The following is an 18,911-nucleotide window of genomic DNA, read 5'->3' as shown; positions in this document are numbered from 1 at the left end:
TTAAACAGCCACCTTCCCACACACCAGAAACGCGAAACCCCAGCAAGCTGGGGTTTCGCGTTAAGCAATCAACATATTAGAACCTGCCACATGGCTCCAGAGCCTATTAAGGCCACTGCACCAGGGGAGCGCTAGCGCAACTGATTAAATAAATTTAACCCCGCGATCTTCACATAGCTTTGCTGCGCAGCCTCCAACACGATCGTTTGAAATGACAAGCGAGACAATGCCTCTGCATAGTCCAGCTCACGCAGATCAGCCTGCACGGATTTGTTTACAAGAGTGACATCTTCGTTATCAATTTCGGTGGTTTCGATGAGGTTCATCCGCGCACCGATTTCAGTCTGCACCTCCAGCACCCTGCCCATGCCGTTGTCCAAGTTAGTCAGGGCAATTGCCACTTCGTTGCGAACACCGAGGTTACCCGCTGGCGATGTAGGGGAAGACTCGAGTGCCTGACGCAGGCGGCTGATGGTGTTGAGAATGCTGCGCTGTTCTTGAAACTGCGGCTGCACGCCGAATTCGTCACCGCCGGCGACCGCCGCCGGAGCGGACAAGGTGAAATCAGCACCGAACACGCTGAAGGTTGCCGGATAAGGCCCCGCCACGGCACCAGTCGTTAATACCGGGCTGCCCGGTCCCACTGGCTGAGAGTAGACCTCGTAATTGGTGTCGTCGGTAAACCGTATGACAACCCCGGATGTCGGAAACTGGCTGTCAAAGGTTGCCTGGTTGCTGATCCCTGCTGGAGCAACAATGGCAGCCGAGTTGTTGGTGGATGAGCGATTAACTGAAAAGTCCGTGGGCGCGGACTGCAGGGTAAAACTGTGGGTATTGATACCTGGGGTCCCCGGTGTGGCGGTATCAGCCAACAGGTTGTCTAGGTCGAGCTCATTATCCCCAGGCTGCAGGACCACGTCTAACTGGAAACGCATGCCACGAAAATTGATGGTGTTACCACTATTGATCAGGGGGTCAATCACGCCACCGCCGGGCACCTCAGATGTGACGTCCGCACCAGCACTGTCATAGATGCGAAATTCAGTACCGCTGACAAACGCCAGCGAATAGGGCTCGCCAGCGCGAAAGTTACTGTTGAAGGCTTGATTGTCCTGCACCAGTCCTGGAGAGATAAACACCCGCTGATCTGCCGCCGGCAGCGCTGGAATAGTGGTGGCAGGTAACGGCGGCGTTGGTAACGCAGCGTTATTCACGCCAAGCCCATTGATAATCCGATTCGCATTAGCCACATCTTCAAAGAGGCGTTTGCCGTTATCGTTGATTGCCACGTTGCTCGAGCCGGCCACCTGCAGGCTACGCTGGCCCTCATCACCCTGATAGGAATACGTGCCGTCTGGGTTACGCAGAAAGGGTTCGGTTTTGCCAAGAAAACCGCTAAACAAATACTCACCACGGGCGTTACGACTGTTCATCAGGTTGAGCAGCTCACCCTCGCGCTCGCTCAGCTCTTTGGCGATTGAGCGACGGTCATTACCTGACAGTGCGCCGCCACCGGCCTGCACTGCAAGCTCACGGATACGCTGCAACACGTTCACCACCGAGGTGATCGTGGTTTCTTCCTGAGTCAGACTGTTCTTCGCCGCCGTGAGGTTTTCCTTGTACTGACCCAATACCGCCTGCTGCTGTTCGAGCTGTAGCAAACGCACCGAGGCAACCGGGTCATCGGCCGGGGTAAGAATACGGTTCCCGCTGCTGATCTGTTCCTGGGTCCGGATCACATTGGAATAGTTGCGCCCAAGGCCATTGACGCCGTTGTTAAAGGCCTGGATCGAAGAGATGCGCATCACCATAAAACTAACCTCGAAGTTCTAGACGGCGCGTCAGAACGTATTAATCAGTGTATCGAACAGGCTGCGGGCAACTTGAATGATCTGCGCTGAGGCCTGGTAGTACTGCTCGAACTGAATCAATTTGGCCGCTTCTTCATCCAGATTGACGGCTGAAATCGAATCACGGTTATCGGTAGCCTGTTTGAGAATGGCGCCCGTGGCTTCACCATCAACCCGCGCCTGGCTGGTCAGGGTGCCCACCCGCTCCACCAGATCGCCGTAAGCATCGGTAAAGCTTGATCCAGTGGTTGCTGGAGCCAATGGGTTGATCCCAATGGTCGTGCGATTTTGCAGATCAATCAGCTTTAGGGCATTACGGTTATCAGACACCCCATTGGTGTTGAAGGAAACCGAAAAATTGTCACCCCCTTGCGGCCGGCCACTGATGGCCACTTCATAGTCAAAGGGCACCGGGACGGCGGGTGGGCCAGCGGTCGCGGGCACGGTAATCGTGATCTTGTTGTTCTGCCCCGGCACGATTACCCCGGTATCAATCACGTTGCCATTGATATCAACGACGTCATAGCCCTGGGTAGCACCGCCACCGGCGCCCATGACAATACGCAGCGGCGGCGCATTGCGCAGGCTGGTTTCCAGGTTGGTTTGAGCCACTGGATCATAGATGTCAATTTCAGTCAGCAGCGTGGGCTGGCTGATTACCCCAGTGCCGATATTGGCCGGGCTGGTTTGCGATTTCAGCGGCGCGGCAAAGGCCAACTCTTCAGGCCGTTTCATATCGGCACGGATGGACTCACCGGCGTTGCGCGTCGGCATCACCCGAAAGCGATCACCGGCAGCAAAGGTGCCACTGGCGACGTTCAACGACACGCCATCAAACTCCGCCGCTGGCACTACGGTAATGTCGAAGGGACCAAAGCTGGTGCCATCACTGACACGTCGCACGGTGTAATCCGTGGCGCTGGTGAACTCCACTTCATAGTCGCTGGTGGTCAGCTGGGTGGTGTCTTCAATCAGTACATTCAGGTTGGCCGTGGTATCGCTATTACCGATACGCGCGAGACTGCGCTGACCAATCAATTCTGGGTCATTCAGCTCGCGAAACAGCCCATTGCCAAACTGGCCGTTGAGGTCCAGGCCCTGACCCAATTGGCGGTTGACCTGATCAGTAACGGATAAGGCCAGGCGTCCAACCGAGTTCAGCGTGGTGTCCAGTACATCCTCACGGTAGCGAATCAGCCCGCCCATCTCGCCGCCAGTGATCAGCGAGGTAATGCCCTGGCGTGAGTTACCACTGACGAACTGAACTTCACTGCGCAGCGGGTCAGACAAGCCCGGTACAACTTCCAGGCGCGATGCCGTACTGCCCACTACCAGCGGCTGACCGGAGCCCACAAACAGGTTGTAGCTGTTGTCATCTTGCGCAACCACCGTCACGCCAATAAAGGTCGACAGCTTGCGCACGGCCTCTTCACGGGCATCCAACAAGTCGTTGGGTTGCTGACCATTGGAGGCGGCAACCGCGATGGCCTCGTTGTACCCGGCGATTGAGGTGGCCAACTGATTGACCTGATCCGTCACTGCCGAGAGCTGTTTGTTGATAAAGGCATTCTGCTCGTTTAAGCGGTCGTACACAGTATTGAAGCGCTTGGCTAAGCCCTCAGCTTCAGACAGCGCCAGCTGCCGCGCCGGGATGTTAGCCGGGTCTTCAGCTGCGGTTTGCAGCGCGGCAAACACCTTCTGCAACCCCGGATTGACGCCGGTGGTGCTGCCAGCCAGCAATGAGTCGAGCTGATTGATCTGCCCCAGGTAGCTCTGGGTATCGCTGTTAAGCGCCGTGCTGCTGCGTACCTGGGTATTGAGAAATTCGTTATAGATGCGCCGTACATCGACCAGCGTGGTGCCCGAGCCGATATAGCCGGCACCGCTAAACTGCGGAATACGCGTGGCCTGGACAGTCTCCTGGCGCGAGAAACCCGGTGTGTTGACGTTGGTGATGTTGTGACCGGTGACCGCCAACGAGGTCTTGTTCGCGGCAAGACCGGACAGGCCAATATTGAGTAAGTCAGCCATGGTTCATCATCCGTTGGTGGACGGCGTACTGACGGCCGCGACTGTTTGATAGGTCTGCATTTGCCGCGCTATCTGAGCAATCTTGCGGGCGTATTGCGGGTCCGTGGCGTAACCGGCTTTCTGCAGCTCTCGGGCGAACTGTTCAGGCTTGTCAGTGCTGGCCAGGGCTTTCTCGTAGCGACCATTGCCCTGCAGGAAGCTCACAAAATCGTTAAAGCTGTGCTCGAAGGAGTCATAGGCGCGAAACGAAGCGGCTTCCTTGACGGCTTTGCCACCCTTGAATTCAGTGGTTAGCACCCTCGCCGAGTCGCCTTCCCAGGTGTTATGGGTCTTGATGCCAAACAGGTTGTGGCTGCTGGTACCGTCCTGCTGACGAATGATCGATTTGCCCCAACCGGTTTCCAGTGCGGCCTGAGCCACCAGGTAACGCGGATCGACGCCAATCTTCTCGGCGGCCTTCTCGGCCATCGGCAACATGGCAGCAATAAACTCATCCTTCGAACCGAACGCGGCTTTGCCCGGCGCCAGCGGTGGTTGAGCAATGCGCCGGCCGGTGATCGCATCCGTGCCGTTGAGCCCCAGCGCGGTATCGGCGGGGGCGGCAAAAGCCTTGGCCGGAATCCAGTCATTCTGTGCCAACGGCTGACCTTCGGCGGCCGTGGCCGAAGGCACGATGCCCGCCAGCAGACGGTCCGTCAGCTTGCCCGGCAGAGACAGGCGCCGCTGGTTGATCAATGAGGTGTCGTCTCGCGCACTGTCGACCTTGGCCAGGGGCTTGCTGGGTGCGCTCGGCACCGGCTCATCCACCTGGGCAAACGGGTTAGGCCGGCTGCTCGCATCCTTGATCTTCGACATCTGCCGCACCAGCACATCGGCCAGACCGATGCCGTTCTGGTGGTTGGACAGGGTCACCGACAGCTGTTGATCGTGCATGTCCTGATAGGTTTTGCTCTCGCTGCTGTTCATGAAGTTGCCTTCACCGAACACTTCGTTGGCCGAACGCATGGCCTTGAGCATTTCATTAAGAAACAGCGACTCGAACTCCTGAGCCACCTTCTTGATGTTTTTTTCGCTGTCACCGCCAACCTTGAATTGGTTGAGGCGATTGAGATCGTTATAGGCACCACTGTCGACAGTGCTGGTGCCGCCGAGCAAACCGGCTGAAAGGCGAGAGTCCATAGCGCGCGCTCCCTTAAATCACGATCAGATCAGCCTGCAGAGCGCCGGCTTGTTTCAGCGCCTCCAGGATGGCCATTAGGTCGGAAGGCGAAGCGCCCACCTGATTCACCGCACGGACGATTTCATCCAGCGTGGTCCCCGGGCCGAACTTGAACATCGGTTTGGCTTCTTCTTCGGCATTCACCTTCGACCGCGGCACGACCGCCGTCTGGCCGCCCGACAAGGCATCCGGCTGACTGACAATCGGGTCTTCAGTAATGGTCACAGTCAGGCTGCCGTGGGTCACAGCAGCAGGTTGTACGCGCACGTTCTGGCCAATCACGATGGTGCCGGTACGCGAATTGATGATGACTTTGGCCACGGCCTGGCCGATTTCAACTTCGAGGTTTTCCAGAATCGACAGGTAGTCCACCCGCTGACCCGGATCAAGTGGCGCACTGACGCGAATCGAGCCGCCATCAACTGCCTGAGCCACACCGGGGCCCAGCAGTTCATTGATGTGATCAACAATATTCTTGGCAGTGGTGAAATCCGGGCGATTGAGGTTGAGGGTCAGGGTGTTGCCCTGATCGAAACCGCTAGGCACCGGGCGCTCGACCGTTGCCCCGCCGGGAATGCGCCCCGCTGAGGGTACGTTGACGGTAATCCGTGAACCATCGCCGCCTTCGGCGTCGAACCCACCGACCACCAGATTGCCCTGAGCAATGGCGTAAACATTGCCGTCGATCCCCTTCAGCGGCGTCATCAACAGGCTGCCTCCACGCAGGCTTTTGGCGTTACCGATGGAGGACACGGTGATGTCGATGGTCTGCCCGGGCTTGGCGAACGCCGGCAGGTCAGCATGGATCGACACTGCAGCCACGTTCTTCAACTGCACGTTGCCACCCTGCGGCACCTTGATGCCGAACTGCGCCATCATGTTGTTGAAGGTCTGTACCGTGAACGGCGTCTGGGTGGTCTGGTCGCCGCTGCCATTAAGGCCGACCACCAGGCCGTAACCGATCAGCTGGTTAGAACGCACGCCCTGGATGCTGGCCAGGTCTTTCAAGCGCTCGGCCTGCACCAGCGACGCCATCAGCATGGCCGCGATCACCACTAGGTATTTAGGAAGCGTCATGGTGGCCATCCTCAGAACGGCCACATTGGGCTAATAAAGAAACGACTCATCCAACCGGGCTGGCTGGCATCGGCGAAGGCGCCAGTGCCCGAGTAGGTGATGCGTGCATCGGCAATACGGGTCGAAGACACAGTGTTGTCGGTGGCGATGTCATCCGCGCGCACCAGGCCAGCAATCCGCACCAGTTCATCGCCGGTATTGAGGGTCATCCACTTTTCACCGCGTACCAGTAACACGCCGTTAGGCATCACTTCGGCCACCGATACGGTAATCGATCCGGTAAGGCTATTACTTTGCCCGGCAGCACCAGAGCCATCCGCCGAGCGTGCGGCATCAAAACTTGAGCCCAAACTCAGGTTATCCGCAGTCATACCAAGCCCTTCGGCAACACGCCCCAGGCCACCAATAGCGGTCAAAGGATTCTGCGGAGAAACCGTCATACCGAACAGATTAGGCACGCCGATATTGGCGGAGCTGTCTTTGCTGATCTGGCTGTTGCTGTTCTTACTGGCCTGGGTGCGCTCATTCAGGGTGATGGTGATGATGTCACCCACGCGGTAAGCCTTGCGATCACCGAACAGACCATTCTCAAAACCGGCCTGATAGATCGAGCCGTTGTTCTGCGCAGCCGGCAGCGGTGTACGTGGCATCACAGGCGCGTAATAGGGATCATCCGGCTTAGGCGCGGGAGCCATGCAGCCGCTCAAAGCCAAAGGGCCAAGCAGTGCACTTATGATTATCAGCCGGTTCATATCTACTACCTCATGCGTTGCCTGGGGTGGTGCGCAACCTGAGCCACCAGTACCCGTTCAAGCATTCCTTGCCATATCCAAAGCCGAGCCCGTCGCTGAGCGACTAACCCGCCTTACCTATCAGAGATTCTGCGAAATAAAGCCAAGCATCTGGTCAGCGGTGGAAATGACCTTGGAGTTCATTTCATACGCACGCTGCGTGGTGATCATGTTCACCAACTCTTCAACCACGCTTACGTTGGAGTTTTCCAGAGTGTTCTGCAGCGTGGTGCCCAGGCCGTTCAGGCCCGGTGTACCGACTTGCGGCGCGCCGCTGGAAGCTGTTTCCAGAAACAGGTTGTTGCCGATGGCTTCCAGCCCCGCCGGGTTGATGAAATCTGCGGTCTGCAAGTTGCCAACGATCTGTGGCTGCGGGTTACCGGCGGTGGTGACTGACACAGTGCCGTCTTCACCCACGGTAAAGGTGCGCACCTCGTTGGGCAGCACAATGGCAGGCTCTAGGGCATACCCGTTGGACGTCACCACCTGGCCATCGGAGTTCAGGTGAAAGCTACCGTCGCGGCTATAGGACACCGTGCCGTCCGGCAGCAGCACCTGGAAGAAACCCCGGCCATTGATCGCCATATCCAGTGGCTGCTCAGTGGTTTGCAGGCTACCGGCGGTGAAGATCTTTTGCGTGCCGACCACCCGTACACCCGTACCCAGCTGCAGACCGGACGGCAGTTGGCTGTCCTGACTGGATTGGCCACCCGGCTGACGACGGATCTGGTACAGCAGGTCCTCGAACTCGGCGCGATCACGTTTGAAGCCCGTGGTCGAAACGTTGGCCAAGTTGTTGGAAATAGTGGTCAGGTTCATGTCCTGGGCGGACAGACCGGTCTTGCTGACCCACAGTGCCGGAAGCATATCGATTCTCCTCGGGCGCCGTTTTAACGGCGCCGCGTGCTGATAATTAGGTCATCTGCAAGACGCGCGCCATGGCCGACGAATTGTCTTCGGCGGTGCGCATCATCTTCACTTGCAATTCGAATTGGCGTGACAGCGAGAGAATTGCTGTCATTTCTTCCACTGCATTGACGTTGCTTGACTCGAGAAATCCCGAAGTGATTTCCGTAGTGGCGTCCGCCAACACCGGGCCTTGGCCCTTGAAGCGGATCAGGCCGTCGGTGCCCTTCTCCATCTGCTTGAGGTCCGGGTTGACCAGTTTCAGACGGTCCACCTCGGCCAACACATTGGGCGCCTCACCCAAGGCACGAATGCTGATGGTGCCGTCCTTGCCGATTTCGATTTTCTGCTCTGGCGGCACCGCAATCGGCCCGGCGTTGCCCATCACCGGCAAGCCATTGCCGGTACGCAACACGCCCAAGGCATCGACATTCAGGCTGGCGGTGCGTACGTAGGCTTCGCTGCCGTCAGGGGCCTGTACTGCCAACCAACCCTTACCACCTACGGCCACGTCCAGATCGCGACCGGTTTCCTGCAAAGAGCCGGGAGTGAAATCAGTACCCGGGCGTTCGCTCATGGCGTAAACCCGCGACGGATAACTGTCACCAAAAATCGGCATGGAACGCGCCTGCTCGAAATCCCGGCGGAAACCATTGGTGGTGATGTTCGCCAGGTTGTTGGCGTGGGCACGCTGGGCCAGGGTGTTGTTGTGGGCACCAGTCATGGAAACGTACAGCATCTTGTCCATGGTTATTCTCCGAGTGGGCTTGCCGCCCTGCTGCTCTATGCAAGCTCTAAAGCAATGGCTGTGCCAGCACTCAAAAAATAAATATAACTAATTGATTTATATGTAATTTATAAAATAAAAAAGGCTCCGAAAGGAGCCTTCTAAATGCCAGCGCGGCGTACTTTTGCCGCCCGCGACAGGCACGCGCCTGCCGCAGGCAACACCTATCAACGCAGGTTGATAATGGTCTGGGTCACCGCACTTTCGGTCTCAATCGTCTTGGCATTGGCCTGGTAGTTGCGCTGCGCCACGATCAAGTTGACCAACTGATCCGACAGTTCGACGTTGGAGTCCTCCAAGGCACCGGACTGCAGAGCACCCAGGGTGCCGCTGCGCGGGGTTCCGCGTACCGGCTCACCCGACTCGAAGGACTGCACCCAGGCAGTTTTGCCCACCGGCGTCAGGCCTTGCACGTTGGCAAAGTTGGCCAGAATCACCTGCCCCTGCACCTTTGACTGGCCGTTGGTGTAGCGCGCGAAGATCACACCCGTATCATCGATCTCCAACCCTGCCAGTTGACCGGTGGTGTAGCCGTCCTGACTGACCCGATTGACCGCAAAGTTGCTGGAGAACTGTGTCGATGGGCGAATATCGATCGCTACACCCGCAGCGCTGGCATCAGCACCGTTACTGCTCCACACCGGAGGAATAGAGGTATCCGGCGCAGCAGGAACCCAGGTGGTCAGGTTAATCACACCATTTGCATCCACCGCAAAACCTGTCGGTGTCGAGGCGATCAGCGCAGGAATATCCAGCTGCCCAGCAGTGGTGAACTGCAAATTCACGGACGACGGCGTGGTCAACGTCGGATCATCTGGATTACGCCCATCGATCAGTACATTCATCTGCCAGGTATTGGGGCCCGTCTTGAGAAAGTACTGGGTGAATACGTGTGAGTTACCTTGAGTGTCGTAAATATTGGTTGAGGTTGACGAGTTATAGGTTGTGGGGTCCGATGGGTTGAACGGGACGGTGGTCGGTACCTTATTGGTCGAGTTGAGGTTGAACACCTGCTCAAGTTTCTCGGTTGCACGGGGCTCTTGACTGGCCGTCTCGATACGTAAGTCATTCACGATGCCATTCTGCAAATTGCCGTTGGCATCCACCGCATAGCCCTGCAGCCGATAGCCAAAGTTATTCACCATAAAGCCATCGCGGTCTGTACCGAAGTAACCCGCACGGGTGTAGCTGACGTCGCCGTTGTTGCTGGTCTGAAAGAAACCATTGCCATTGATCGCCAGATCCAGGGCATTCTGCGTGTAATTGATGTTGCCCTGATTGAATAGCTGCGACACATCCGCCAACAGCACGCCACTGCCCTGCGGGTTCGAACCAGTACCCAACACAGATGCGGCATACACATCGGCAAACTCGGCACGTGACTGCTTGAAGCCCGCAGTACCGGCGTTGGCGATGTTGTTGCCGGTCACGTTGAGGTCGCTGGTGGCGGCACGCAGACCGCTCAGACCGATATTGAAACCCATAGAAGACTCCTTTGCCGGACAGCCGGCGGCTATAACCTGGCTAAAACCTGTTAATTACTGACCGATCACCTGGACTTGCGACATTGGCACGCTGCCGAGCCCAGCCAGGTTCAACATCAACTCTTTGCCGCCTAGGGTCACACTGTCGACGTTAGCCGGCAGCATGGTGTAAAGCCCCTTGGTGCCATCGGCGTAGGTAGCCTGCGCCTCGAACTTGTATGTGCCAGGCGGCAACAGATTGCCGCTGGCATCCTTGCCGTCCCAGATAAAGCTGACATTGCCGGCCGCCTGCTCACCCAAGTTCACACGTCCGACCGCGGCACCGGCCTTGTCGTAAATGTTGACGTAGACGTTGCTGCTGCTCGCCGGCAGCACCAGGCTGGCTTTAAAGCTCTCGCTGGTATCGACCACCGCCTTGTCGCTCGGAATGATCACCTTACGCCCGACCAGCGAGGACGCCTGCAGCGCCTGGGACGACTGATAACCAGTGAGCAGCGAACCCATACTGGTATTCAATTTCTCGATCCCCTCAACTTGGCTGAACTGCGCCAGCTGGGCGATAAACTCGCCGTTGCCTTGCGGCTCCAGTGGGTTCTGGTTATTCAACTGGGCCACCAGCAAGTTAAGAAACTCGTTCTTGCCCAGGTCTTTGTTCGTCTTGGTTTCGTTCTTGATCTGGTATTGATCCAGTGCCGAACCAGTCACATCGCCAACAGTACTCATCGGTCTGCGCTCCTTATCCGCTGGCTTACTGACCCAAGGTCAATACGCGCTGCATCATCTGCTTGGCGGTATTCATCATTTCGGTATTGGTCTGGAATGCCCGGCTGGCAGAGATCATGTCAGCCATCTCCTCCACCACATTGACGTTGGGGTAGTACACATAACCGCCGGCATCGGCCGCCGGATGATTCGGCTCATAGCGCGGCATCAGGCTGCTTTGATCTTCGACCACACCCAGCACCTGCACGCCTACGCCAGCTTCATCCTGCTCGGCAAACAGCGAGCCACGGTCGCCGTTCTGCGCGGACTGGAACATGGTGGCGAATACCGGATGGCGCGCGCGGTAGGTTTGATCAATGCTTGAAGAAACCGATTCAGCGTTGGCGATGTTGCTGGCGATGGTATTCAGGCGAGTGCTCTGAGCGCTCATACCTGTTCCGGCAATGTTGAAAACACTGGCTAGTGACATGGCATCAGGCTCCTGTTATTCGCCGCGCAGGGCGTTGACCAGCCCTTTGAACTTACTGTTGAGGAAAGTGAAGCTGGCCTGGAACTGCACCGAGTTCTCGGCGTAGTTGGATTGCTCGATCTGCAGGTCGACAGTGTTCTGATCAATCGACGGGCTGAAAGGAATGCGGTACTCCAGGCTGGCATCACCGCCGGCCACCCCCTCGGCAGCGATATGCTGGCTATCCGTACGGTTCAGGCTGACCGGGCCGCGCTGGCTCTTTGCACTCTGCTCCGCCAGCACATTGGCAAACTGCAGATCACGCGCCTTGTAGTTCGGCGTATCCGCGTTGGCAATGTTGTTGGCCAACACTTCTGCGCGCTGAGCGCGAAAGCCCAGTGCTTGTTCATGGATGCCGAGTGCCCGATCGAAACTGATGCTCATGGTCTAGAACCTTTGCCGGTGGGTGGTGCGCCTTTCCGTGCAAGACCATAAGCAATGCTTGTGCCATATTAATTTTTACTTATTTATCAATTACTTAATTGATAAATAAGACGCCGAGTGTGGCAAAGCGGCAATTGCTTTCCGCCTATGGGCAAGCAGACGGCAACGAATTTCGGTCGATTGCCGCACGCCCGATCACTCACAGCTAACTGCCACACGGGCCGCGATGACTCAAAGCAAATCACCTCACCCGCTGGCAGACGCTCACGTGCACCGTCCGTCAGGCAATTCGCAATCAACCACACACAGTTTTGACAAGCATTCTCATTAACATTAGTATCCTTCGCACTAGCCACTGCCCTGCCACGAGCCTTAACCATGTACGTGTGTCTCTGCGAAGGTATTACTGACGGTCAGATCCGCGAAGCCATCTACGAAGGCTGCTGCAGCTACCGTGACGTGCGCGCCACCCTGGGTGTTGCGAGCCAGTGCGGTAAATGTGCTTGCCTGGCCAAACAAGTGGTACGCGACACCCTAAGCGAAGTACAAAGCAGCCAAGCGGTCATGGCCTACCCGGCAAACTTTGTTGCCGCATGAATTTAGCGCTATAAAAAACCGGACCTAGCGTCCGGTTTTTTTATGCCTAAAATTCAACACCTTAGCGCCCAAGCGCAGAACTTAAGCATTCGTATTCATATTAATTTTAACTTTAAATTCAAATACTTAGGTTTGACAGCCGAAAATCATCGGCCCAGAATTTGACGCTAACTCCCCTGCAAGGCAGACGCAGACATGAAAGGCGACAAGAAGGTCATCCAGCATCTGAACAAGATCCTCGGTAACGAGCTGGTCGCGATCAACCAGTACTTCCTGCACGCACGCATGTATGAAGACTGGGGCCTGAAGAAACTCGGTGAGCACGAGTATCACGAGTCCATCGACGAGATGAAGCATGCGGACAAGCTGATCAAGCGCATCCTCTTCCTCGAAGGCCTGCCAAACCTGCAAGACCTCGGCAAGATCCTGATCGGTGAAAACACCAAGGAAATGCTCGAGTGCGACCTGAAGATTGAACACAAAGCGCATATCGACCTGAAAGCGGCGATTGCCTACTGCGAAAGCATCGGCGACTACGCCAGCCGTGAACTGCTCGAAGAAATTCTCTGCTCGGAAGAAGACCACATCGACTGGCTGGAAACCCAACTCAGCCTAATCGAAGCCGTAGGCCTGCAGAACTACCTGCAGTCGCAGATGGACGAATAAGCGCAAACCACTGCGCCATAAACAACAAACCCCGCACTTGGCGGGGTTTGTTGTTTATGGCGCAGACGAATTAAGCGCTGGCTTTCTGCACGGCGTCCTTGATCAGGGTCTGCAGCTCACCCTTATCAAACATTTCCGCGAGGATGTCGCTGCCGCCGACCAGTTCACCGCCCACCCACAGCTGTGGGAAGGTTGGCCAGTTGGCATACTTCGGCAGGTTGGCGCGGATTTCAGGGTTTTGCAGGATGTCGACGTAGGCGAATTTCTCGCCACAGGCCATCACAACCTGCGCAGCTTTGGAGGAAAAGCCGCACTGTGGAGCGTTCGGCGAGCCTTTCATGTACAGCAGAACGGTGTTATTGCCGATCTGTTCTTTGATAGTTTCGATGATATCCATTGGGCACCTCAGGACTTAACTTCCCGACTCACGGGTCGGCACGGTGGCGGCATTGTAACGAAAAGCCGAGCGTGATGCTCGGCCTTCCCTGCCACTTTACTTATGCCGAATATCGCCTGATCAGGCCGCCTCAACCTGCACCGGCACACCGTTAAGCGCCGCATTACCGGACAAGGCGTCGAGTTGTCGCTCATCGGTCAGGTCATTGGCGCTGGCACCTGGCTGTTCACTGGCGATGCTCATCTGCACGCCGGGGCGCGCATGCCCCCAGCCGTGCGGCAGGCTGACCACACCGGTCATCATGTCCTCACTGGCGGCCACTTCTACCTCGATGACCCCGACCCGCGAACGCACGCGCACCAATTGGCCATCGGTCAGCCCCCGCTGGCTCAGATCCACCGGATGCATCAGCAGCTGATGGCGCGGCTTGCCTTTAACCAGGCGGTGGTAGTTATGCATCCAGGAGTTATTGCTGCGCACATGGCGGCGGCCAATCAGCAGCAGCTCATCCGCCTTGGCAGCAGGCTGCGCGGCAAAGCGCTGCAGATCAGCCATGATCACCGCAGGTGCCGCTTGAATCTGCTTATTGGCGGTTTTCAGACGACCGCTCAGGTTGGGTTTAAGCGCCCCTAGGTCGAGACCATGCGGGTGCTCACGCAGAGCAGCCAACGACAGTTTATGTTCCGACTTGTCGCCGTAACTACCAAACCGCAGACCCATGTCGATCATCTGCTCGGGAGCCATGGTCGGTTTCAGCTCCACGCCCGTCTTGGCGGCAAAGGCGTTGGCCAGACCGACGAAGATTTCCCAGTCATGCAGCGCGCCGACAGGTTTGGCCAGCACCGCCTCATTGAAGCGGGTGACATTGCGCACCGCGAACATATTGAACGTGGTGTCGTAGTGATCATGTTCCAGCGGCCCAGTCGGCGGCAGGATCAGGTCGGCATAGCGGGTGGTTTCATTGATGTAGAAGTCGATGCTGAGCATGAACTCCAAACCATCCAACGCTTGCTCCAGCTGACGACCATTGGGCGTGGACAGCACCGGGTTGCCCGCCACTGTGACCAGCGCACGCACCTGCCCTTCGCCCTCATTGAGCATTTCCTCAGCCAAAGCCGACACCGGCAATTCGCCGCCGTACTCCGGCAAGCCGGATACGCGACTCTGCCAGCGGTTGAAATGCCCACCGGAGGTTGAGGCCACCAGGTCCACGGCCGGCTCGGTGCAAAGTACGCCACCCACGCGATCCAGATTGCCAGTGACCAGGTTGATCAACTGCACCAGCCACTGACACAGGGTGCCGAAGGCCTGGGTCGACACGCCCATGCGCCCATAGCAGACCGCCGATTCGGCAGCGGCAAAGTCGCGCGCCAACTGGCGGATCGTTTGCGCCGGCACGCCGCATTGGACGCTCATGCTTTCGGCGGTGAAACCGGCAATCGCCTGACGCACCTCATCCAGCCCATCAACTGCCAGGTGACTGGCACGGCCGAGGTTTTCTTCAAACAGGGTATTGAGCAAACCGAACAGCAACGCGGCATCTTGCCCCGGACGCACGAACACATGCTGGTCGGCAATCGCTGCTGTTTCGCTGCGCCGTGGATCCACCACCACCAATTTACCGCCGCGCTTCTGGATGGCTTTCAAGCGTTTTTCCACATCCGGTACGGTCATAATGCTGCCGTTGGACGCCAACGGGTTGCCGCCGAGGATCAACATAAAGTCGGTATGGTCGATGTCCGGAATCGGAATCAGCAGGCCATGGCCGTACATCAGGTGGCTGGTCAGGTGATGCGGCAGCTGATCGACCGAGGTGGCGGAATAGCGATTACGGGTTTTCAGCTGGCCAAGGAAGTAGTTGCTGTGGGTCATCAGGCCGTAGTTATGCACACTCGGATTGCCCTGATACACCGCCACGGTGTTCTGCCCGTGCCGCGCCTGCAGCTCACTCAGGCGCGTGGCCACTAACTCAAAGGCGTCATCCCATTCGATGGCTTGCCACTCATTGCCCACTCGGCGCATGGGCTGCCGCAGACGGTCAGGGTCGCTCTGGATATCCTGCAGGGCCACGGCCTTGGGGCAAATATGGCCACGGCTGAAGCTGTCCTGGGCATCGCCCTTGATCGAACGGATCTGCGTGGAGCCGTCGTCCTGCACTTCGGTCTCAATGGTCAGGCCACAAATGGCTTCACAGAGATGGCATGCACGGTGGTGGAGGGTTTTGGTCATGGCCGAGCCTCTTGTTTTGATTCGATGCACGCAGCACCGTAAACCATGACTATGGCGGCTGCCTGCCCTCTGTACCAGCAGGGTTCGTTACGTGAATTGCCCGGCATCAGGTCGACCGATAGATGGTCTTGCACACAGCCCCTGTCGCTGTGACCGTGCAGGCAATTTGCGCCTGATCGGCGTTTGCTTATAAGATCGCGACTTCCCCGTTTCGTCGCTTAGTGCGGCCCCCCAGCCGCAGGTTCTGCCGTTTCTTCTATTTAATTAGGCCATTGAACCTGCGCCCAGCTGTCAAAAGGTAGTTAACGATGAGCGCAAGACACTTTCTCTCGCTGATGGATTGCACACCGGATGAACTGGTGAGCCTGATCCGCCGCGGTATGGAGCTGAAGGACTTGCGCAACCGCGGTGTACTCTTTGAGCCGCTGAAGAATCGCGTACTGGGCATGATCTTCGAGAAGGCCTCGACCCGCACCCGCCTGTCGTTTGAAGCCGGCATGATCCAGCTCGGCGGCCAAGCCATTTTCCTCTCCCCACGTGACACTCAGCTGGGCCGTGGCGAGCCGATCGGCGATGCCGCCATCGTCATGTCGCGCATGCTTGATGCGGTGATGATCCGCACCTTCGCCCACAGCACCTTGACCGAATTCGCCGCCAACTCAAGGGTCGCAGTGATCAATGGCCTGTCCGATGACCTGCACCCCTGCCAACTGCTGGCCGACATGCAGACCTATCAGGAGCATCGCGGCAGCATCAAAGGCAAGACCGTGGCCTGGATCGGCGACGGTAACAACATGTGCAACTCCTATATAGAAGCGGCGATGCAGTTCGACTTCCAACTGCGCGTCGCCTGCCCCGAGGGTTATGAGCCGAACGGCACGTTCCTCGCCGCTGCCGGCGAGCGTGTGCAAATCGTGCGCGACCCTCGTGAAGCGGTTGCCGGCGCACACTTGGTAAGCACCGACGTATGGGCCTCAATGGGCCAGGAAGACGAAGCTGCCGAACGCCTGAAGCTGTTCCAGCCCTACCAGGTCAACCGTGCACTGCTCGATGCCGCCGCCGACGACGTGCTGTTCCTGCACTGCCTGCCGGCTCACCGTGGCGAGGAAATCAGCGAAGACCTGCTCGACGACCCGCGCTCGGCCGCCTGGGATCAAGCGGAAAACCGCCTGCATGTACAAAAGGCACTGCTCGAATTTCTGGTTGAACCGGCGTACCACCACGCATGAACCAGCCCCTGCTGAACCTACGTGACCTGAGCTGCGGCTACCCCGGACACACGGTGGTACAGAACCTTAATCTGCATCTGAATGCCGGCGATATCGGCTGCCTGCTCGGCCCTTCGGGTTGCGGCAAGACCACGACATTGCGCGCCATCGCCGGTTTTGAGCCGGTGCTGGAGGGCGAGATCCAGCTGGCCGATCAGGTTATCTCCAAAGCTGGCTTTACCTTGGCCCCGGAGAAACGCCGGATTGGCATGGTGTTCCAGGATTACGCGCTGTTCCCGCACCTGAGCGTGGCGGAGAACATAGGCTTCGGCATCCGCAAACAACCTAATTGCGAGCGGGTTACCCAGGAGCTGATGGAGCTGGTCAAGCTTGGTCACCTCGGCAAGCGCTACCCGCATGAACTGTCCGGCGGCCAACAGCAACGCGTGGCCCTGGCCCGTGCTCTGGCGCCGGAACCACAGCTGCTGCTGCTTGACGAGCCGTTTTCCAACCTAGATGGCGAGCTGCGCCGGCGCTTGAGCCATGAAGTGCGCGATATTCTCAAAGCCCGTGGCACCAGCGCGATTCTAGTGACCCATGACCAGGAAGAAGCATTTGCCGTCAGCGATCACGTCGGCGTGTTCAAGGAAGGCAAGCTGGAGCAGTGGGATACCCCATTCAACCTCTACCACGAACCGCTAACGCCGTTTGTCGCCAGCTTTATCGGCCAGGGCTACTTTATTCGCGGCCAGTTGCTTAGCCCGGACTCTGTTCAGACTGAGCTGGGCCTGATTCGTGGCAACCGTGCCTACAACTGGCCAACCGGCAGTGCGGTCGACGTGCTGCTGCGTCCAGACGATATCGTGTATGACCCGGACAGCACGCAAAAGGCGCTGATCGTCGGCAAGACATTCCTCGGTGCAGCGACCCTGTATCGCCTGCAACTGCCCACTGGCAGCCAGCTGGAATCAATCTTCCCCAGCCACGCCGATCACCTGCCCGGCCAGCAGGTCGGCATCCGCGTCGCCGCCGACCATCTGGTGGTATTCCCCGCCCCCGGCAGCATCGCCGCCCAGGTCAACCTGGGTGAGTCGGGCGTGCGTCGCTACAGCAGCGACAGCTGACCTACCCCAACAGTAACCGGCCACTGGCAATCAACAGCGCCTGGCCGGCAATCTGCACACGCTCGCCAACCAGCTCACAGTGCAACTCGCCGCCGCGCGCCGAACACTGGAACGCACTCAGCCGGGCCTTGCCCAGACGCTGCGCCCAGTAGGGCGTAAGGATGCAGTGGGTTGAGCCGGTCACCGGGTCTTCATTGATACCGATAGACGGCGCGAAATAACGTGAGACGAAGTCATGCTGCTCACCAGGCGCGCTGATCAGCAAGCCCAGTCCGGGCAGCGTGGCCACAGCGGCTAGATCGGGCTTATACGCTCGCACCGCCGCTTCGCTCGGCAGAACCGCTAGCAGCTCCTGAACCCCCTGCCCTTCATGCAAAGCCAACACACTGTCCACCGGCAAACCCAGCACTCGCTCAACCTCTGCGTGTAAGTCGCACTGTTGCGCGCGGCGCACAGGGAAATCCAGCACCAGCATGCTGCCTGCTCGGCTGACCCGCAGCGCACCCGACAGGCAGGTGAAATCAAGTACATCACCCGGCTCACCGTAGACCTCGAACAGCACATGGGCACTGGCCAGGGTGGCATGGCCGCACAACGGCACTTCGGCCGTTGGAGTAAACCAGCGTATATGCCAGGCCGCGCCTTCCTTCACTACAAAGGCGGTTTCCGCCAGGTTGTGCTCGCCGGCAATCTGCTGCATCAGGGCATCGTCCAGCCAACGATCCAAGCGATAGACCATCGCTGGGTTACCGGTAAACGGTTGCGAGGCAAAGGCATCGACCTGGTGAAATTCAAGCTGCATGGGACGCACTCCGGATTCTTTGTGCGTTAAAGCATGCCGAAAACAGACTCGACATGACCACTACAGCGGCGGCCAATTACAGCCATACAGCGCGCCCACAAGCCTTGCTCGGCAAGCAGACACCAACC

The 18,911-nt window shown here is 57.9% G+C and carries 18 protein-coding genes; 4 read left to right on the top strand and 14 right to left on the bottom strand.

All coding sequences use genetic code 11. The features are described 5' to 3' along the window. Window positions 1–131: 131 nt before the first annotated feature. The 11 genes from CUR33_RS08725 to flgB all read right to left on the bottom strand — a co-directional run bounded on the left by CUR33_RS08725 (window position 132) and on the right by flgB (window position 11,760). Complete coding sequence (locus tag CUR33_RS08725; RefSeq protein WP_160085059.1) at window positions 132–1,811, bottom strand: flagellar hook-associated protein 3; 1,680 nt, start codon at window positions 1,809–1,811, stop codon at window positions 132–134. Window positions 1,812–1,841: 30 nt separating this feature from the next. Continuing rightward, complete coding sequence (gene flgK / locus CUR33_RS08720; RefSeq protein ID WP_167141562.1) at window positions 1,842–3,881, bottom strand: flagellar hook-associated protein FlgK; 2,040 nt, start codon at window positions 3,879–3,881, stop codon at window positions 1,842–1,844. 6 nt (window positions 3,882–3,887) lie between these two features. Then, complete coding sequence (gene flgJ, locus CUR33_RS08715; protein WP_090248269.1) at window positions 3,888–5,060, bottom strand: flagellar assembly peptidoglycan hydrolase FlgJ; 1,173 nt, start codon at window positions 5,058–5,060, stop codon at window positions 3,888–3,890. Window positions 5,061–5,073: 13 nt separating this feature from the next. Next, window positions 5,074–6,177 (bottom strand): flagellar basal body P-ring protein FlgI, encoded by a 1,104-nt coding sequence (locus tag CUR33_RS08710; protein ID WP_289239318.1) that lies wholly within the window; start codon window positions 6,175–6,177, stop codon window positions 5,074–5,076. 11 nt (window positions 6,178–6,188) lie between these two features. Beyond that, a complete protein-coding gene (gene flgH, locus CUR33_RS08705) occupies window positions 6,189–6,929 on the bottom strand; it encodes a flagellar basal body L-ring protein FlgH (RefSeq protein WP_160085062.1) in 741 nt (246 codons plus the stop codon). Between the two features lie 120 nt (window positions 6,930–7,049). Beyond that, window positions 7,050–7,835 carry a flagellar basal-body rod protein FlgG gene (gene flgG, locus CUR33_RS08700; protein ID WP_090248273.1) on the bottom strand — a complete coding sequence of 262 codons (786 nt, stop codon included), beginning with the start codon at window positions 7,833–7,835 and terminating at the stop codon, window positions 7,050–7,052. A 46-nt stretch (window positions 7,836–7,881) separates the two neighbouring features. Then, window positions 7,882–8,622, bottom strand: a complete 741-nt coding sequence (locus tag CUR33_RS08695) for a flagellar basal body rod protein FlgF (protein WP_090248274.1) — start codon at window positions 8,620–8,622, stop codon at window positions 7,882–7,884. Between the two features lie 206 nt (window positions 8,623–8,828). Further along, window positions 8,829–10,145, bottom strand: coding sequence for a flagellar hook protein FlgE (gene flgE, locus CUR33_RS08690; protein ID WP_160085064.1), 1,317 nt, complete (start codon window positions 10,143–10,145; stop codon window positions 8,829–8,831). Window positions 10,146–10,199: 54 nt separating this feature from the next. Beyond that, window positions 10,200–10,868, bottom strand: a complete 669-nt coding sequence (gene flgD, locus CUR33_RS08685; protein WP_289239317.1) for a flagellar hook assembly protein FlgD — start codon at window positions 10,866–10,868, stop codon at window positions 10,200–10,202. A gap of 25 nt (window positions 10,869–10,893) precedes the next feature. Continuing rightward, on the bottom strand, window positions 10,894–11,337 hold the full coding sequence (flgC, locus tag CUR33_RS08680; RefSeq protein WP_090248278.1) for a flagellar basal body rod protein FlgC: 444 nt from the start codon (window positions 11,335–11,337) through the stop codon (window positions 10,894–10,896). A gap of 15 nt (window positions 11,338–11,352) precedes the next feature. Further along, the gene (flgB, locus tag CUR33_RS08675) at window positions 11,353–11,760 is read right to left on the bottom strand and encodes a flagellar basal body rod protein FlgB (RefSeq protein WP_167141568.1); all 408 of its coding nucleotides are present in this window, start codon (window positions 11,758–11,760) and stop codon (window positions 11,353–11,355) included. Between the two features lie 378 nt (window positions 11,761–12,138). Here flgB and CUR33_RS08670 point away from each other — a divergent pair, with 378 nt between their 5' ends. Next, the gene (locus CUR33_RS08670) at window positions 12,139–12,357 is read left to right on the top strand and encodes a bacterioferritin-associated ferredoxin (protein WP_289239316.1); all 219 of its coding nucleotides are present in this window, start codon (window positions 12,139–12,141) and stop codon (window positions 12,355–12,357) included. A gap of 195 nt (window positions 12,358–12,552) precedes the next feature. Then, window positions 12,553–13,023 (top strand): bacterioferritin, encoded by a 471-nt coding sequence (gene bfr / locus CUR33_RS08665; protein WP_090248283.1) that lies wholly within the window; start codon window positions 12,553–12,555, stop codon window positions 13,021–13,023. Window positions 13,024–13,093: 70 nt separating this feature from the next. On the opposite strand, the gene grxD is transcribed toward bfr, so the two are convergent. Both grxD and CUR33_RS08655 read right to left on the bottom strand, forming a co-directional pair. Then, the gene (grxD, locus tag CUR33_RS08660) at window positions 13,094–13,420 is read right to left on the bottom strand and encodes a Grx4 family monothiol glutaredoxin (RefSeq protein ID WP_090248284.1); all 327 of its coding nucleotides are present in this window, start codon (window positions 13,418–13,420) and stop codon (window positions 13,094–13,096) included. A 120-nt stretch (window positions 13,421–13,540) separates the two neighbouring features. Continuing rightward, window positions 13,541–15,649 (bottom strand): molybdopterin oxidoreductase family protein, encoded by a 2,109-nt coding sequence (locus CUR33_RS08655; RefSeq protein WP_289239315.1) that lies wholly within the window; start codon window positions 15,647–15,649, stop codon window positions 13,541–13,543. Window positions 15,650–15,957: 308 nt separating this feature from the next. Here CUR33_RS08655 and argF point away from each other — a divergent pair, with 308 nt between their 5' ends. Together argF and CUR33_RS08645 are read left to right on the top strand one after the other, a co-directional pair. Continuing rightward, on the top strand, window positions 15,958–16,878 hold the full coding sequence (argF, locus tag CUR33_RS08650; RefSeq protein WP_289239314.1) for an ornithine carbamoyltransferase: 921 nt from the start codon (window positions 15,958–15,960) through the stop codon (window positions 16,876–16,878). Then, window positions 16,875–17,981, top strand: coding sequence for an ABC transporter ATP-binding protein (locus CUR33_RS08645; protein WP_090248289.1), 1,107 nt, complete (start codon window positions 16,875–16,877; stop codon window positions 17,979–17,981). The genes argF and CUR33_RS08645 overlap by 4 nt, the downstream gene beginning before the upstream one ends. A gap of 1 nt (window position 17,982) precedes the next feature. Here CUR33_RS08645 and CUR33_RS08640 read toward each other — a convergent pair whose 3' ends face one another. Beyond that, complete coding sequence (locus CUR33_RS08640; protein ID WP_289239313.1) at window positions 17,983–18,783, bottom strand: PhzF family phenazine biosynthesis protein; 801 nt, start codon at window positions 18,781–18,783, stop codon at window positions 17,983–17,985. Between the last annotated feature and the right edge of the window lie 128 nt (window positions 18,784–18,911).

Origin of the sequence: Pseudomonas sp. FEMGT703P, assembly GCF_002786345.1 — a bacterium.
Taxonomy (GTDB): Bacteria; Pseudomonadota; Gammaproteobacteria; order Pseudomonadales; family Pseudomonadaceae; genus Aquipseudomonas; species Aquipseudomonas peli.
This window is presented reverse-complemented; position numbering and strand designations above follow the sequence as displayed.

Bases quoted from the DNA above. Each gene is read 5' to 3' on its own strand.
- CUR33_RS08725 (WP_160085059.1), bottom strand. From the start codon at position 1,811: ATGGTGATGCGCATCTCTTCGATCCAGGCCTTTAACAACGGCGTCAAT.
- flgK (WP_167141562.1), bottom strand. From the start codon at position 3,881: ATGGCTGACTTACTCAATATTGGCCTGTCCGGTCTTGCCGCGAACAAG.
- flgJ (WP_090248269.1), bottom strand. From the start codon at position 5,060: ATGGACTCTCGCCTTTCAGCCGGTTTGCTCGGCGGCACCAGCACTGTC.
- CUR33_RS08710 (WP_289239318.1), bottom strand. From the start codon at position 6,177: ATGACGCTTCCTAAATACCTAGTGGTGATCGCGGCCATGCTGATGGCG.
- flgH (WP_160085062.1), bottom strand. From the start codon at position 6,929: ATGAACCGGCTGATAATCATAAGTGCACTGCTTGGCCCTTTGGCTTTG.
- flgG (WP_090248273.1), bottom strand. From the start codon at position 7,835: ATGCTTCCGGCACTGTGGGTCAGCAAGACCGGTCTGTCCGCCCAGGAC.
- CUR33_RS08695 (WP_090248274.1), bottom strand. From the start codon at position 8,622: ATGGACAAGATGCTGTACGTTTCCATGACTGGTGCCCACAACAACACC.
- flgE (WP_160085064.1), bottom strand. From the start codon at position 10,145: ATGGGTTTCAATATCGGTCTGAGCGGTCTGCGTGCCGCCACCAGCGAC.
- flgD (WP_289239317.1), bottom strand. From the start codon at position 10,868: ATGAGTACTGTTGGCGATGTGACTGGTTCGGCACTGGATCAATACCAG.
- flgC (WP_090248278.1), bottom strand. From the start codon at position 11,337: ATGTCACTAGCCAGTGTTTTCAACATTGCCGGAACAGGTATGAGCGCT.
- flgB (WP_167141568.1), bottom strand. From the start codon at position 11,760: ATGAGCATCAGTTTCGATCGGGCACTCGGCATCCATGAACAAGCACTG.
- CUR33_RS08670 (WP_289239316.1), top strand. From the start codon at position 12,139: ATGTACGTGTGTCTCTGCGAAGGTATTACTGACGGTCAGATCCGCGAA.
- bfr (WP_090248283.1), top strand. From the start codon at position 12,553: ATGAAAGGCGACAAGAAGGTCATCCAGCATCTGAACAAGATCCTCGGT.
- grxD (WP_090248284.1), bottom strand. From the start codon at position 13,420: ATGGATATCATCGAAACTATCAAAGAACAGATCGGCAATAACACCGTT.
- CUR33_RS08655 (WP_289239315.1), bottom strand. From the start codon at position 15,649: ATGACCAAAACCCTCCACCACCGTGCATGCCATCTCTGTGAAGCCATT.
- argF (WP_289239314.1), top strand. From the start codon at position 15,958: ATGAGCGCAAGACACTTTCTCTCGCTGATGGATTGCACACCGGATGAA.
- CUR33_RS08645 (WP_090248289.1), top strand. From the start codon at position 16,875: ATGAACCAGCCCCTGCTGAACCTACGTGACCTGAGCTGCGGCTACCCC.
- CUR33_RS08640 (WP_289239313.1), bottom strand. From the start codon at position 18,783: ATGCAGCTTGAATTTCACCAGGTCGATGCCTTTGCCTCGCAACCGTTT.